The organism is Bosea sp. NBC_00550, assembly GCF_026020075.1.
In the GTDB taxonomy this organism is placed as follows: Bacteria; Pseudomonadota; Alphaproteobacteria; order Rhizobiales; family Beijerinckiaceae; genus Allobosea.
In genome coordinates this window covers 3529022-3543750 of sequence record NZ_CP102772.1, presented here as the reverse complement: position 1 = coordinate 3543750, position 14729 = coordinate 3529022, and the positions used below count along the sequence as shown (strand labels likewise).

13 protein-coding genes are annotated in these 14729 nt (G+C 65.5%); 2 read left to right on the top strand and 11 right to left on the bottom strand.

Going from position 1 to position 14729, the window contains the following annotated elements; genetic code table 11:
- Positions 1-129: 129 nt before the first annotated feature.
- Positions 130-1194 (bottom strand): ferrochelatase, encoded by a 1065-nt coding sequence (hemH, locus tag NWE53_RS17000; protein ID WP_265050557.1) that lies wholly within the window; start codon positions 1192-1194, stop codon positions 130-132.
- A gap of 175 nt (positions 1195-1369) precedes the next feature.
- Between hemH and NWE53_RS16995 the strand changes: the two genes are divergently transcribed.
- A complete protein-coding gene (locus tag NWE53_RS16995) occupies positions 1370-2890 on the top strand; it encodes a bifunctional metallophosphatase/5'-nucleotidase (protein ID WP_265050556.1) in 1521 nt (506 codons plus the stop codon).
- A complete protein-coding gene (ung, locus tag NWE53_RS16990) occupies positions 2887-3585 on the top strand; it encodes a uracil-DNA glycosylase (RefSeq protein ID WP_265050555.1) in 699 nt (232 codons plus the stop codon). Before NWE53_RS16995 ends, ung begins: the two co-directional genes overlap by 4 nt.
- Positions 3586-3700: 115 nt before the next feature.
- Here the strand turns inward: ung and NWE53_RS16985 are convergent, their stop codons facing one another.
- The 10 genes from NWE53_RS16985 to NWE53_RS16940 form a co-directional block, all read right to left on the bottom strand.
- Positions 3701-4933 carry a phenylacetate--CoA ligase family protein gene (locus tag NWE53_RS16985; protein WP_265050554.1) on the bottom strand — a complete coding sequence of 411 codons (1233 nt, stop codon included), beginning with the start codon at positions 4931-4933 and terminating at the stop codon, positions 3701-3703.
- A gap of 170 nt (positions 4934-5103) precedes the next feature.
- Positions 5104-5949 (bottom strand): ABC transporter ATP-binding protein, encoded by an 846-nt coding sequence (locus tag NWE53_RS16980; RefSeq protein WP_265050553.1) that lies wholly within the window; start codon positions 5947-5949, stop codon positions 5104-5106.
- 189 nt (positions 5950-6138) lie between these two features.
- The gene (locus NWE53_RS16975; RefSeq protein WP_265050552.1) at positions 6139-7470 is read right to left on the bottom strand and encodes an ABC transporter substrate-binding protein; all 1332 of its coding nucleotides are present in this window, start codon (positions 7468-7470) and stop codon (positions 6139-6141) included.
- A gap of 124 nt (positions 7471-7594) precedes the next feature.
- Complete coding sequence (locus NWE53_RS16970; RefSeq protein WP_265050551.1) at positions 7595-8674, bottom strand: branched-chain amino acid ABC transporter permease; 1080 nt, start codon at positions 8672-8674, stop codon at positions 7595-7597.
- Between the two features lie 166 nt (positions 8675-8840).
- A complete protein-coding gene (locus NWE53_RS16965; RefSeq protein ID WP_265054933.1) occupies positions 8841-9755 on the bottom strand; it encodes a branched-chain amino acid ABC transporter permease in 915 nt (304 codons plus the stop codon).
- Positions 9756-10092: 337 nt separating this feature from the next.
- Positions 10093-10893 carry an ABC transporter ATP-binding protein gene (locus NWE53_RS16960; RefSeq protein ID WP_442865039.1) on the bottom strand — a complete coding sequence of 267 codons (801 nt, stop codon included), beginning with the start codon at positions 10891-10893 and terminating at the stop codon, positions 10093-10095.
- 11 nt (positions 10894-10904) lie between these two features.
- On the bottom strand, positions 10905-12890 hold the full coding sequence (locus NWE53_RS16955; RefSeq protein WP_265054932.1) for an AMP-dependent synthetase/ligase: 1986 nt from the start codon (positions 12888-12890) through the stop codon (positions 10905-10907).
- Between the two features lie 329 nt (positions 12891-13219).
- A complete protein-coding gene (locus tag NWE53_RS16950; RefSeq protein WP_265050549.1) occupies positions 13220-13525 on the bottom strand; it encodes a hypothetical protein in 306 nt (101 codons plus the stop codon).
- Between the two features lie 79 nt (positions 13526-13604).
- Positions 13605-13814 (bottom strand): hypothetical protein, encoded by a 210-nt coding sequence (locus NWE53_RS16945; RefSeq protein WP_265050548.1) that lies wholly within the window; start codon positions 13812-13814, stop codon positions 13605-13607.
- A gap of 79 nt (positions 13815-13893) precedes the next feature.
- The gene (locus tag NWE53_RS16940; protein ID WP_265050547.1) at positions 13894-14568 is read right to left on the bottom strand and encodes a Crp/Fnr family transcriptional regulator; all 675 of its coding nucleotides are present in this window, start codon (positions 14566-14568) and stop codon (positions 13894-13896) included.
- Positions 14569-14729 lie beyond the last annotated feature (161 nt).

The window sequence follows — 14729 nt, the reverse complement described above, 5'->3', positions numbered from 1 at the left end:
TCCACGAAAGGCGCGGGGGCGAGCTGAGGCCTGGCTTCATGTCGGCATCGGTTCTAGGCTCCGGGCTCAGGCCTGCGGCCTGCCCCGGAATGACGGCGCGCCTTTTTTGAACCGCAGCCTGAGCTTAGCTCAGAGCCAGCCCATCAATTCGCGCTGCACGACTTCGGCGATGACGTCGATGCCTTCGGCGGAGTCGTTGAGGCAGGGCAGATAAGCGAATTTCTCGCCGCCATTGTGCAGGAAGATCTCGCGGTTCTCGCCGTCGAGCTCTTCCAGCGTCTCAAGGCAATCGGCCGAGAAGCCCGGCGCGACGATGGCCATCGACTTCCTGCCGGCCAGCGCCAGGGCCTTCACCGTCTCGTCGGTATAGGGCTGCAGCCATTCATCCGGGCCGAAGCGCGACTGGAAGGTCAGCGGGAAGCGCTCTTCGGAGAGGCCGAGCTCGGCGCGCAGCAGGCGCCAGGTCTTGACGCACTGGCAATAATAGGGGTCGCCCTTGAGCAGATACTCCTTCGGCATGCCGTGGAAGGAGCAGAGGATGACCTCCGGCTCGAAATCGAGCTTCGCCAGCGAGGCGCGCATCGAGCGGGCGAGCGCGCCGATATAGACGGGATCGTCGTGGTAGGGCGGGGCGACGCGCACCGAGGGCTGCCAGCGCATCTGCATCAGGGCGCGAAAGGCCTGGTCGCAGGCGGTGGCCGAGGTCGGAGCGGCATATTGCGGGTAGAGCGGCACCAGCAGGATGCGGTCGCAGCCTTGGTCGAGCAAGGCCTTCAGCCGGCTCTGCACATCGGGAAAGCCGTAGCGCATCGCCCAATCGAAGACGACGCGCTCGCCCGCCAGAGGCTTCAGCCGGTCAGCGAGTTGCTCGGTCTGCGAACGGGTGATGGTCTTGAGCGGACCCTCGTTGCGCTGGTTGTTCCAGATCGAGGCGTAATCCTTGCCCTTCCGGCCGGGGCGCGTCGACAGGATGATGAGGTTGAGGATCGGCCACCATTTCCAGCGGGGCTCCTCGATGACGCGCTGGTCGGAGAGGAATTCCTTGAGATAGGCGCGCATCGGCCAATAGCCGGTGCCCTCGGGCGTGCCGAGATTCATCAGGAGGACGCCGATGCGCCCGTACTTCACCTTGGGATGATCGGGCGGCAGGGCGGCGGCCTCGCGGCCCGGCGCCGCAGCGATGTCAGCAGTCATGAGCGCATGCTCTCCTTGCCCCCGTGATTTAGACGAGTTCGCGCTTTCGTCCAGCCTTGAAGCTTGTCGAAAACCCGGGTGCGACACTGCTGACCTTGCGATGGAGACGCTCTGGTCAGCGCGGCCCGACCTTTGCTAGTCTGGAGCCGTTCTCAAGACGTGAAGGGCACCCGCCATGACGAAGCTCACCCGCCGCAAGGCTCTCGGGGTCCTGGCGGCGCCGGCGACGCTCGCCGCAACAGCGCCGGTCGCCATGGCGCAGCAGCCGGCGCCGAGCTTCACGCTGCTGCTGCTCAACGACATCTACAAGATGAGCGACGACAAGGGGCGCGGCGGCTTCGCGCGCGCGGCCGGCATCGCCAAGGCCGAGCGGGCCAAGGGCGTGCCGGTGCTGTTCTGCCACGCCGGCGACTGCTACTCGCCCTCGCTGATGTCGGGCTTCGACCAGGGCGCGCATATCGTCGCGATGCAGAACAAGATGGGCATCGACGTCTTCGTGCCCGGCAATCACGAGTTCGACTTCGGCAAGGAGAACTACCTCAAGCTGACCGCGGCCCAGAACTATCCGACCTTCGCGGCGAACCTGCGCGACACCGCCGGCAACACCCTGGCGCACCACAAGGATTCGCAGATCTTCGAGCTCGGCGGCATCAAGGTCGGCGTCATCGGCACGACCTTCGATCCGACCCCGCAGCTCTCCAATCCCGGCGATCTGAAGTTCTCCTCGACGATGGAGGCGCTGCGTCGGGAGGCCAGGGCGCTGAAGGGGCAGGGCGCCGACATCCTCGTCGCCGTCGTCCATGCCGACCGCGCCACGGATTACGAGATCGTGCGCTCGCGCGTGGTCGACATCGTGCTCACCGGCCACGACCACGATCTCGCCATCGCCTATGACGGCAAGGTCGTGATGGTCGAGTCGAACGAGGAGGGCAATTACGTCACCGCCATCGACATCGCCGTCAGCGTTCGGGGCGAGGGCGCCGCGCGGCAGGTGACGTGGACGCCGACCTTCCGCGTCAACGATTCCCGCTCGGCCACGCCGGACGCTGACGTCGCCGCCATCGTGAAGGGCTACGAGTCGGAGCTGTCGAAGGAACTCGACGTCGATATCGCCACGCTCGCCACGCCGCTCGATTCCCGCACCGGCGTCATCCGCACGCAGGAGACGGCGATCGGCAACCTGATCGCCGACGCGATCCGCGCCGCGACCGGCGCGCAGCTTGCGATCACCAATGCCGGCGGCATCCGCGCCAACAAGCAATACACCGCCGGGCAGAAGCTGACGCGCCGTGACGTGCTGAGCGAACTGCCCTTCGGCAATGCCACCGTCATGGTCGAGATCACCGGCAAGGATGTGAAGGACGCGATCGAGAACGGTTTGCGCGACGCGCCGCAGGGCGCCGGCCGCTTCCCCGTGGTGTCCGGCCTCAGCTTCGAGGCCGACCTCAAGCAGCCGCAGGGCTCGCGCGTCACTGCGGTCACGGTCGACGGCAAGCCGATTGACCCGGCCGGCAAATACACGGTCGCCTCCAACAATTTCATGCTGGAAGGCGGCGACGGCTACACGGCGCTCGGCCGCGGCCGGACGCTGATCGGCCTCACCGACGGCAAGCTGATGGCGAACGAGGTGATGGTCTATGTCCGCCGGCTCGGTACGGTGGACGCCAAGGTCGAGGGCAGGGCTGTCCTGAAGTGAGCTGCACCGACGCGCTCGCGGCCTTCCTGGCGAGCGGGACTTCCAGGGGCTGGCGCGACCTGCCGGTCTTCGCTACTGGCGGAGACGCTGCTCGCGCCTGCGCCGCGGTCGATGCCGAGCGTGCGGCCGGGCATGTCGTGGCCCCAGTGCCGGAGCGGGTCTTCGCGGCGCTTGCGCTGACGCCGCTCGATGCGGTCCGTGCCGTCATCCTCGGGCAGGACCCCTATCCGACGCCGGGCCATGCCAACGGGCTCGCCTTCTCCTATGTCGGCCCGCCGCCGCTGCCGCGCTCGCTCGTCAATATCTACAAGGAGCGAGCCGAGGATCTGGGCCAACCCGCGCCTGTCGATGGCGACCTGACGCGCTGGGCGAAACAGGGCGTGTTGCTGCTCAACACGGCGCTGACGGTGCGGGAGGGGGCGAGCAAGGCCGGCTCGCATCTCTCGCTGGGCTGGGGGGCGATCACGGATGCGATCATCGCAGCGGTGTCGCGCGAGCAAGAGCACGTCGTCTTCCTGCTGTGGGGCAACCCGGCGCAGGCCAAGCGAAACTTGATCGACGAGAGCCGGCATCTCGTCATTGCCAGCGTGCATCCCTCGCCGCTTTCGGCAAGGCGCGGCTTCTTCGGATCGAAACCGTTCAGCCGAGCTAATGCGTGGCTCGAAGGGCAGGGGGAAAAGGCGATCGCTTGGTGAGTGACTTGCCGTCATGCTCGGGCTTGACCCGAGCATCTCGTGCAAGAAAAGGCGCCTCGTCCGGCGAGAGATTCTCGGGTCGAACCTGCGCTTCGCCCGAGAATGACGGCCGAGTTCACCCCACCGGGCGCTCATCGGCGATGACCTTGCCGTCGTTCGGCAGGGCGCCGAGCGGCAGGACTTCCACAGTTCCCTTCAGTTTGGTGACCTGCTGCAGCGTCGACGAGACCGCGTCGATCAAACCTTTCGGCTCGGCGTAGATCTCGGCCTTGAGGGTCATGGTGTCGACTTCGTTGGCGCGGCCGACGACGAGCCTGAGCTTGGCGATCTCGGCGTGGCGCTTGGCGATTTCGGCGACCTGCTCGGGGCGCACGAACATGCCCTTGATCTTGGCGGTCTGGTCGGCGCGGCCCATCCAGCCCTTGATGCGCGTGTTGCTACGCCCGCATGCGCTCAGCCCGGGCAGGACGGCAGTGAGGTCACCGACGGCGAGCCTGATCTGCGGGTGATGCGGGTCGAGATTGGTGATGACGACCTCGCCGACCTCGCCCTCCGGAACCGGATCGCCGGTGCCGGGGCGGACGATCTCGACGATCAGGTTCTCGTTCAGCACCATGCCTTCGCGTGCCGGGGTTTCGTAGGCGATGACGCCGACATCGGCGGTGGCATAGATCTGATAGGCTTCGATGCCACGCTCCCTGACCCAGGCCTGCAGCGAGGGCGGGAAGGCGGCGCCTGAGACGACGGCGCGCCTGATCGAGGAGATGTCGACGCCGCGCGCATCCGCCGCCTCGATCAGGATCTTGAGGAAGTCGGGCGTGCCGGTATAAGCGCTCGGGCGGTAGGCGGAGATCACTTCCACCTGCTGCTCGGTGTTGCCGGGCCCGGCCGGGATCACGGCGCAGCCGACGGCGCGGGCGGCGGAATCCATGATGAATCCGCCCGGCGTCAGGTGATAGCTCAGCGTGTTCAACACGATGTCGCCCGGCCGGAACCCGGCGGCATGGAGACCGCGCGCGGCATTCCAGGCGTCGGCGGCAGTGCCCTCGGGCTCGAAGATCGGGCCGGGCGAGGTGAAGAGCCGGCCGAAGGAGCCGGGCGAGGCCGCGACGAGGCCGCCGAAAGGCAGCGCCTCCTTCTGAAGCGCGGGCAGATCGGACTTGCGCAGCACGGGCAGGCGCGCCAGTGCCTTGCGGTCGGTGATGGAGGAGGGGTCGACGCCGCGCAGGCGCTCGGCATAGGCCGGAGCGTCGATGGCGGCGGCGATCAGCTTCGGCAGCCGCGCGAAGAGATCGGCCTCGCGTTCGTCCGCCGAGCGGGTTTCGAGCGCGTCGTAATGCTCGGTCATCGAAGCGTCCTCAGATCAACTATGAACCAGCGTGGTCATCCCGGGCGAAGCGAAGCGTAAACCTGGGATCCATGCCTGAACTCTTTTCAGCAATGCTCCGGCATGGATCCCGGATCGGCGCGGCTTCGCCGCTTGTCCGGGATGACATGGTCCAGGAGACATGCGGCCGGTCACGAGAGCCAGCGCTTGCGGCGCTTGTAGCTCTTCACCTCGCGGAAGGACTTCTTGTTGCCCTCGGCGACGCCAAGGTAGAATTCCTTCACGTCCTCGTTCTCGCGCAGCATCTTGGCCTCGCCGTCCATGACGACGCGGCCGGTCTCCATGATGTAGCCATAGGTGGCGTAGCGCAGCGCCATGTTGGTGTTCTGCTCGGCGACGAGAAAGGAGACGCCGTCCTCGGCGTTGAGGCGGCGCACGATCTCGAAGATCTCCTCGACGATCTGCGGGGCGAGCCCCATCGAGGGCTCGTCGAGCAGGATCATCTTCGGCTTCGACATCATGGCGCGGCCGACCGCGCACATCTGCTGCTCGCCGCCGGAGGTGTAGCCGGCCTGCGAATTGCGCCGCTGCTTGAGGCGCGGGAACAGCTCGTAGATCTTCTCGAGGTCGCGCTTGATCGCGGCGTTGCCGTCGCGGCGTGTGAAGGCGCCGGTCAGCAGGTTTTCCTCGATCGAGAGATGGCCGAAGCAGTGCCGGCCTTCCATCACCTGGATGCAGCCTCGCTTGACGAGCTCGTTCGGCGACAGCTTGTCGACGCGCTCGCCGTCGAACACGATTGAGCCCTTGGTGACCTCGCCGCGCTCGGCCTTGAGCAGGTTGGAGATTGCCTTCAGCGTCGTGGTCTTGCCGGCGCCGTTGGCACCGAGGATCGCGACGATGCCCTGGCGCGGCACGGTGAGCGAGACGCCCTTCAGCACCAGCACGACATGGTCGTAGATGACCTCGATATTGTTGAGCGACAGGATGGTGTCGCTCGCGGTCGCAGCGGCGGGTTTTTCGAGGGTGGCGGTGGACATCGCAGCTCCTCCCCTTCTTCCCTTGCGGGAGAAGGTGGCGCGCAGCGCCGGATGAGGGGTCGCGCTGCGCGTCGGGATTTCTCGTGGAGAGTCGCAAACGTCCAAGGACGCGCGACCCCTCATCCGTCTCGGCTTCGCCGAGCTCTCTTCTCCCGCAAGGGGAGAAGGGAGCCGCGGCGCCTCGTCAGATCAGGATGACTTCTCGCAGGACTCGGTCCGCTTCGGCCAGGTGCCGGCCTTTTCGGTGTAGTCCTTGGCGTTGGCCTCGATCAGCGGCCGGACCTCCTCCTTGAGGGGTTCGAGCCAGTCGCCCTTCTTGGTCCATTTCGTACCGTCCCACTCCGCGACATAGGCCTTGCTGTGGCCGGAATGGTCGGTGCAGGAGATCGTGGTCGGCGTGGCGAAGCCTTCCATGCCGATTTCCTTCAGCCTGGCCTCGGTGATGTTGAGGGTTTCCAGGCCGCGGCGCATGTCCTCTGAGGTGACGACCTTCTTGCCGGTCAGCTTCTGGGCATTGCGCATCGCCTCGACCACGAGCATCGAGTTGTAGACGCCGCGGTTATAGAGGTTCTCGCCGACCTTATCCTTCGGCGCGAGGCTCTTGCCCTTCTCCACGACATACTTCTGGATGTCCTGAATCGCCGGGAAATTGGTGCCGGCCGCATTCAGGTTGAGCGACTTGTAGCCCTTCGCCTCCGGCCCGCCGGCGCGCGCGTCGTCGTCACCGCCGGCCCACCAGACGCCGACCAGCTTGTTGATCGGGAAGTTGTTTTTGATCGCCTCCTTGACCGCGGTCGGGTTCATCGCGCCCCAGCCCTGGTTGTAGAGGTAGTCGGGCCGGTCGCGGCGGATCGAGAGCCAAAGCGAGCCCTGGTTCTGCATGTCGGCGGCGGCAACCGGATAGAGCTTGACCTCGAACCCGTACTTCTTGGCGAGGTTCTCGAGCACCGGGATAGGCTCCTTGCCGAAGGGCGCATCGAGATGGATCAGGCCGAGCTTCTTGCCCTTGAGCTTGTCCATGCCGCCGAGTTCGGCGGCCATGTGCTTCACCATCAGCGAAGCGCCGTCCCAATAAGTGAAGGGCGGAATGAACACCCAGGGGAAGGCGGTACCATCCGCCGAAGCCGAAAGGCCATAGGCCATCGACAGGATCGGGATCTTGTCGACATGGGCGCGCGGGATCGCGGCGAGCGTAGCCCCGGTCGACCAGGGCGAGTAGACGATCGTGTTCTTCGATTTGGCCTGCTCGTAGCACTCGATCGACTTCTTGGTGTCGTAGCCGGTCTCGCACTCCTCGTAGACGATCTTGACGCCGTTCACGCCGCCGTCGCGCTCATTGATCATGGTGATGTAGTCACGCATGCCGTCGCCGATCGGGATGCCGGAACCCGAGAAGGGGCCGGTGCGATAGGCGTTGTTGGCGAAGTAGACGCTGTCCTGCGCCGCAGCCGGGGCGACCGCGCCGGCCGCCGCGAGCAGGGCTCCGAATGCCGCGCCCTTCATCAGATTGCTGGTCTTCATGGACTTCCTCCGTTCGTTTCCTCCCGACCAGACTGCTGTCGGATCGGTCTTTATGCGCCGGCGCTTCGATGTCGCCGGTCGTTTCTTGGGCCTTCCCTTGAGCCTCAATAGGGCAAGGGCCGATTCAGTAAGGGAAGGGCCATGTGCGCAATTTCTGCTTCCCGATCTGCCAGAGCCGGGCGAGGCCGTGCGGCTCGACGATCAGGAAGAGGATGATCAGCGCGCCGACCACCATGAAGGTGACATGCTCGGCGGCGGCGCCCGCGATCGGGACACCGAGCGCCGGCAGGCCGAATTTCAGCGCCGTCGGCAGGATCGAGAGGAAGGCCGCGCCGAAGAAGGAGCCGATCAGCGAGCCCAGGCCGCCGATGATGACCATGAACAGGATGTTGAAGGAGAGGCGGATCGAGAACACGTCTGCCGCCTCGCCGCCGCCGTACCAGAGGAAGATCATCATCGCCCCGGCGACGCCGGCGAAATAGGACGAGACGGCGAAGGCCATCAGCTTGGCGTTGAGCAGCTTGATGCCCATCAGCTCGGCGGCGATGTCCATGTCGCGCACGGCCATCCACGACCGGCCCAGCTTGCCATGCACCAGGTTCGAGGCGAACCAGGTCAGCACCACGACGAGGCCGAGGCAGACGAAATAGCGCGTCTCGGGCGTGGCGGAGGCGCCGGTGAGCGGGATGCCGAAGAGCGTGCGCTGCGGCACCTCGATGGCGCCGGAGGCATTGTAGTTGAACAGCCAGGGCACGCGCACGAAGGCCCATTGCAGGAAGAACTGCGCGGCGAGCGTCGCGACGGCGAGATAGAAGCCCTTGATGCGCAGCGAGGGCAGGCCGAAGAGCACGCCGATGCCGGCAGAGAACAGCCCGGAGACGAGAATCAGGACGATGATGTTCACGTTCGGGAAGACGGTCGTCAGCTTGTAGCAGGCATAGGCGCCGACACCCATGAAGGCGGCGGTGCCGAGCGAGATCAGCCCGGTATAGCCGGTGAGGATGTTGAGCCCGATCGCGGCGAGCGAGAAGACCAGGAAGGGGATCATCACCGAGGCGATGAAGAAGTCGCTGCCGAAGAAGGGGATCGCGACGAGCGCGATCGCCAGGATGATGCCGAGCCCGATCCGGTCTTCCCGCAGGGGGAAGACGGCCATGTCGGCGGAATAGGTCGATTTGTACTGGCCGGCCTCGCGGTAGAGCATGGTTACACCGTCATTCCGGGGCGACGCGAAGCGCCGAGCCTGGAATCCATGAACATTGTCGGCTGCGAGGAGGTCGCGCCTTTGCCGGCGCCACCTGCGTTTATGGGTTCCGGGCTCGATCCTGCGGATCGCCCTGGAATGACGGAGAGGTTCGTCCGCATCGCCGTCAGATCCTCTCGATGATCTTGTCGCCGAACAGGCCCTGAGGCCTGAACAGCAGGAAGCCCAGCGCAATGAAATAGGCGAGCCAGCTCTCGATGCCGCCGCCGATCAGCGGGCCCCAGTAGAACTCGCCGAGCTTCTCGCCGATGCCGATGATGAGCCCGCCGACGATGGCGCCCGGGATTGAGGTGAAGCCGCCGAGGATCAGCACCGGCAGCGCCTTCAGCGCGACGATCTCGAGCGCGAAGGAGACGTCCGAGCGCGCGCCCCACATGATGCCGGTGATCAGCGCCACGATGCCGGCGGTGAACCAGACGATGACCCAGATCTGGTTGAGCGAAATGCCGACCGAGAGCGCCGCCTTGTGGCTATCGGCGACGGCCCGCAGCGCGCGCCCGATGCGGGTGTACTGGAAGAAGGCGGCAAGCGCAGCGATCATCAGCGAGGCGATGATCGCGGCGGCGATGTCGATCTTCTGCAGCGAGACCAGTCCGCCCAGAATCTGCAGATCGAGCGCGCCCTTGGGCAGATAAAGCTGGTCGGCGATCATCTGCTTGGGATTGCCGCCAAACAGGGCTTCGCCGAAGCCGATCAGGAAATAGGTGATGCCGAAGGTCGCCATGAACAGGATGATGTCGGGCTGGTTGACCAGGGGCCGCAGCACCACGCGCTCGATGGTGACGGCCAGCGCGAACATGACGCCGAGCGTGATGATGACGGCAAGGAAGGCCGGCACGCCCTTCTCGTAGAGGCCGACCAGCGTCAGCGCCGCGAACACCACCATGATGCCCTGGGCGAAGTTGAACACGCCCGACGCCTTGAAGATCAGGACGAAGCCGAGCGCGATCAGGGCGTAGAGCACGCCGGAGACGAGGCCCTCCCAGATCGTCTGCACGAGCAGGTCGGGCGCCTGCGCCATCTGCTGGAACGGATCGACGAAGATGGCATGAAGCGTGCCGGAGCCGTCGAGCCGCGCGCCGACGATCGCGGCGATCACGATGGCGGCGAGGATCAGGCCGGCCTTGATCCAGGGATTGGCAAGAAGGCTCGGCGCGGGGCGGGTGGCGACGTCGCTCATGGCTGCGCCTTCCAGATTATCGGCAACACAAACGAGCCCTCATCCTGAGGAGCCGCGAAGCGGCGTCTCGAAGGATGGTTCAGCTCGCGCGGGAAGAGCCCACTGGAGCATCCTTCGAGACGCGCTCCTGCGGAGCGCTCCTCAGGATGAGGGCTGAGAAAGAGGGGGAGAGCTGTCATCAGTGCGCCACTCCCAGATAGGCGTCGATGACGCGCTGGTTGGCCTTGACCTCGTCGGGTGTGCCGTCGGCGATCTTGCGGCCGTATTCGAGCACGACGACGCGGTCGGAGAGGTCCATGACCACGCCCATATCGTGCTCGATCAGCGCAATCGTCGTGCCGAACTGGTTGTTCACGTCGAGGATGAAGCGGCACATGTCCTCCTTCTCCTCGAGGTTCATGCCGGCCATCGGCTCGTCGAGCAGAAGCAACTCGGGCTCCATCGCCAGCGCGCGGCCGAGCTCGACGCGCTTCTGCAGGCCGTAGGGCAGCTTGCCGACCGGCAGCTTGCGGATGTGCTCGATCTGCAGGAAGTCGATGATGTCCTCGACGACGCGGCGATGCTCGATCTCCTCCTGCATCGCCGGGCCGTGGCGCAAAGCCTGCCAGAAGAAGCCCTTCTTCATCTTGAGGGTGCGGCCGGTCATGATGTTGTCGAGCGTCGACATACCCTTGAACAGCGCGACGTTCTGGAAGGTGCGGGCGATGCCGCCGGCGGCGGCGCGATGCGGGCGCATCTTGGCGCGGCGCTCGCCCTTGAAGACGATCTGGCCTTCCTGCGGCTGGTAGAAGCCGTTGATGCAGTTGAGCATCGAGGTCTTGCCGGCGCCGTTGGGGCCGATGATGGCCCGGATCTCGCCCTTGCGGATGTCGAAGGAGACGTCGGTGATCGCCTTCACGCCGCCGAAGCGCAGCGAGATGTTCTCGACCGAGAGCAGGGTTTCGCCCTTGGCGCTGATGGGGGTGCCCGTCACGTTCATCGGCTCCGCGTTCATGCCGCCTTCGCCGCTGCCGGCGCCTCCTGCGGAGCCACCGGATAGAGAGTGGCGTCGCGCACCTTGACGCGGGCCGAGATGGCACCCTTGCGGCCGTCCTCGAAGGTCACTTCCGTCGAGATATCCGCCGCTTCCGATCCGTCATAGAGCGCGGCAACCAGCGGCGCGTAGCGCTCGGCGATGAAGCCGCGGCGGACCTTCTGGGTGCGGGTCAATTCGCCGTCGTCGGCATCGAGTTCCTTGTGCAGGATGAGGAAGCGCTTGATCTGAGCGCCGCCCATCATCGGCTCGCCGGCAAGCGAGCGGTTCACCTCGTCGACGTGCTTGGCGATCATGTCGTAGACGAGATCGTGGCCGGCCAGTTCCTGATAGGAGGCATAGACCACGTTGTTGCGCTCGGCCCAGTTGCCGACGGCGGTGAGGTCGATATTGAGCGCGACGGTGGCATAGTCGCGGCCCTGGCCGAAGGCCACGACCTCCTTGATGTTCGGATAGAACTTCAGCTTGTTCTCGATGTATTTCGGCGGGAAGAGGTCGCCGCTGTTGAGCTTGCCGACATCCTTGGCCCGGTCGATGATCTTGAGGTGGCCGCCCTCGTCGAAGAAGCCGGCATCACCGGAGCGGACATAGCCGTCGGCCGTCATCGTCTCGGCGGTCTTGTCCGGGTCCTTGTAGTAGCCGCCGAAGATGGAGGGCGAGCGGTAGAGCACCTCGCCATTGTCGTCGATGCGGATCTCGACCAGCGGCGCCGGCTTGCCGACCGTATCGGCCTTGATCTCGCCGTTGGGCTGCATGGTGATGTACACCCCGGCCTCGGTCTGGCCGTAGAGCTGCTTCAGGTTGACGCCGATCGAGCGGTAGAAGCGGAAGAGCTCGGGGCCGATGGCCTCGCCGGCGGTGTAGCCGACCTTGATGTTGGTCAGGCCGAAGCGATTGCGCAGCGGGCCGTAGACCAGCATGTCGCCGAGCTTGTAGAGCAGCCGGCCCTTCAGCGGCACGCTCTCGCCGTTCAGGATCTTCTCGCCGTATTGCTTGGCGACGCCGAGGAAGTAATGGAACGCCTTGCGCTTCAGGGCGCTCGCATCCTCCATGCGCACCATGGTGAGGGTCAGCATGTTCTCGAAGACGCGCGGTGGGGCGAAGGCATAGGTGGTGCCGACCTCGCGGCGGTCGTCGATGACGGTGTCCGGGCTTTCCGGGCAGTTGACGCAGAAACCGGCCAGCATCGCCTGCGCGTAGGAGAAGATGTGGTCGCCGACCCAGGCGATCGGCAGATAGGCGATGACCTCGTCCCTCTCGTTCAGCCCATCGAAGCCGCAGCCGATCTCGGCGGCGACGATGACGTTGTAGTGGCTGAGCATCACGCCCTTGGGGCGCCCGGTGGTGCCGGAGGTGTAGAGGATGATGCCGAGGTCGGAGCCCTTGCCCTGCTCCATCTCGCGGGCGAGCGTGGCCTCGGCCTGCTGGTCCTGAAGCGCCTTCGCGCCGGCCTGGATCACCGTCTCGATGGCGTGAAGCTTGGTGTGGTCGTAGTCGCGCAGGCCGCGCGGCTCGTCATAGAGCATGTGCCTGAGATGCGGCAGCCGGTCGGCGATGGAGAGCAGCTTGTCGACCTGCTCCTGGTCCTGCACCACGGCGAAGACGGCCTCGGCATGGTCGAGGACATAGGCCATCTCCTCGGCGACGCCATCGGCGTAGACCGGCACGGGGATGGCGCCGATCCACTGCGCCGCGCACATCGACCAGTACAGCCGCGGCCGGTTGTAGCCGATGATCGCGACCTTCTCGCCGCGCTTCAGCCCGAGATCCTGCAGCCCCTTGGCGAAATTGCGGACGTGCTCAGCCACCTCGGCCCAGTTCCAGGACTGCCAGATCCCGAGATCCTTGTGACGAAACGCGACCCGCGAGGCGCGCTCCCTGGCATTGCGCAACAGCAATTTCGGAAAGGTATCCGCCTGGCCGGCGGTGCCGCTTGCCACGATTGCGTTCTCCCCTGACGAGCCGCCATGCGTCGTGGCAGCTTCCTGTGAGCCGGTTTCCGGTCTCGTTGTCATGCAAGACTTGCAGGCGGCCATCATCTTCGCAAGGACCCGCTTGACAGACAATTCGTCTTTTGGTGACTATTATCCCGCCGAAGTCTGCTCAGCGACTGCTGCCCCGAGTTTCGCCCCAGATCTCGTTCAATTTACCGTGATTTCTGGCGCTGCCGGCAGGGCGGCGGCACGTCGCTATTGCGTGCAACGAAAGTCTTACGCAAAAAAACCGCCCGCAGCTCGGACGAACTGCGGGCGGGCCAGGACGGCGGCGAGGGTCAGTAACGCTCGTAATAGTTCCGGCGGTAGCCATAGGCCGGAGCATGCGGCGGCGGACCGCCATAGCGGCGCTCATAGCCGTAGCCGCGGTCATAGCCACGGCCTTGACGATAGTAGTCACGGCGCTGCTGCCGCTCCATGTTGTGCTGGATTTCCCACTCGCGGTGCTCGCGGGTGTGGCGAGTATATTCGGCGGGCAGCCTGTCCAGCGCTTCGGTCTGTGCAATGGACGGGGTCGTCGCGCCGGCTGGCGTTGCCGCGATCGCGGCGAGGGCGAGGCCGGCGGCCATCAGGAAGCTACGCATGGTCGTCTCCTTCGGTTGATGAACCCGATCAGACCAGTCCTCGGCCCAACAAAGCCTGAACGGCTGGGTTGGCTGCCGTTCAGAAAGACCGGCCGCCCCGCGCTGCGGGTTCGCTGCGGGATGCCTTGCCACGCATCGGGCGCTCGGCAGTGACCTTTGCCGGTTGAAGGACATGGAAGGGGTCGAACCAACCTTCCCATGCGCGGCTCGCGACCTTCGACTGGGCGGCGGCGTATTCGGCGGCCTGGTCGTTGACCCGTTTCATGAGCGTGTCGAAGAAGCCAAACATCGCGTCGTTCCTTTACTCAGCTCGGGGCTGTTCGAGAAAGGCAACGCGCGAAGTGCGGATTGGTGCCGTGAAGGACGTCTCAACCTTCGTAGCGGGTCAGCTTGTTGAGGTCGCGGATGGTGATGCTGCCATGGCCGATCTCGATCATGCCGAGATCGGCGAGCTTCGCCAGACCCTGATTGGCCATCTGCCTGGAGATGCCGGCGAGCATGCCGAGCTCCTCCTGCGATATCGCCAGGGTGCGGCCGAGATCGGGGTAGAGGGTCGGGTTGAACAGCCAGGCGAGATTGCGGGCGAGGCGGCCGGTGGAATCGAGCGTGCGCTCGGTCTCGGCGAGCGAGATGAACTGGGCGAGGCGCTCGTTGAACTGGTGGACGAGGAAGCGGTTGAAGGCCGCCGAATGCTCGAACAGCCAGAGGAAGGTCGAGCGGCGCATCAGGGCGATCCGCGACTCGCGCAGCGCCACCAATTCGTAGCGTCTCGGCTCGGCCTTGATCACGGTGCCCTCGCCGAACCAGGCGCCGGCGCGCAGGCCGGCTAGCGTCGCCGATTTCCCGGCCTTGGACGTGGTCGCCATCTTGACCAGCCCCTCGGCGACGCCGGTCCAGGATTCCAACCGGTCGCCGACATGGCAGATCGAGGCGCCCTTGCCGTAGCTCTTGAAGGAAATGCCGCGCCGCGCCTCCTCGAACTCGTCTTGCGACAGGTCGCGGGACCAGGAGGCGATGGCGCGCAGTTCCTCGGGGGTGATCAAGATGGCGGCTGTCCGGGTTCGCAAGGGGCAGGCTTCGGGCGGCGTGGCGTCATTCTCGGGCGAAGCGGAGCGTAGACTCGAGAATCTCCTTCAGGAAGAGGCTCAGGAGCCTCCTTGTCACGAGATGCTCGGGTCGAGCCCGAGCATGACGAGGCGGAGCG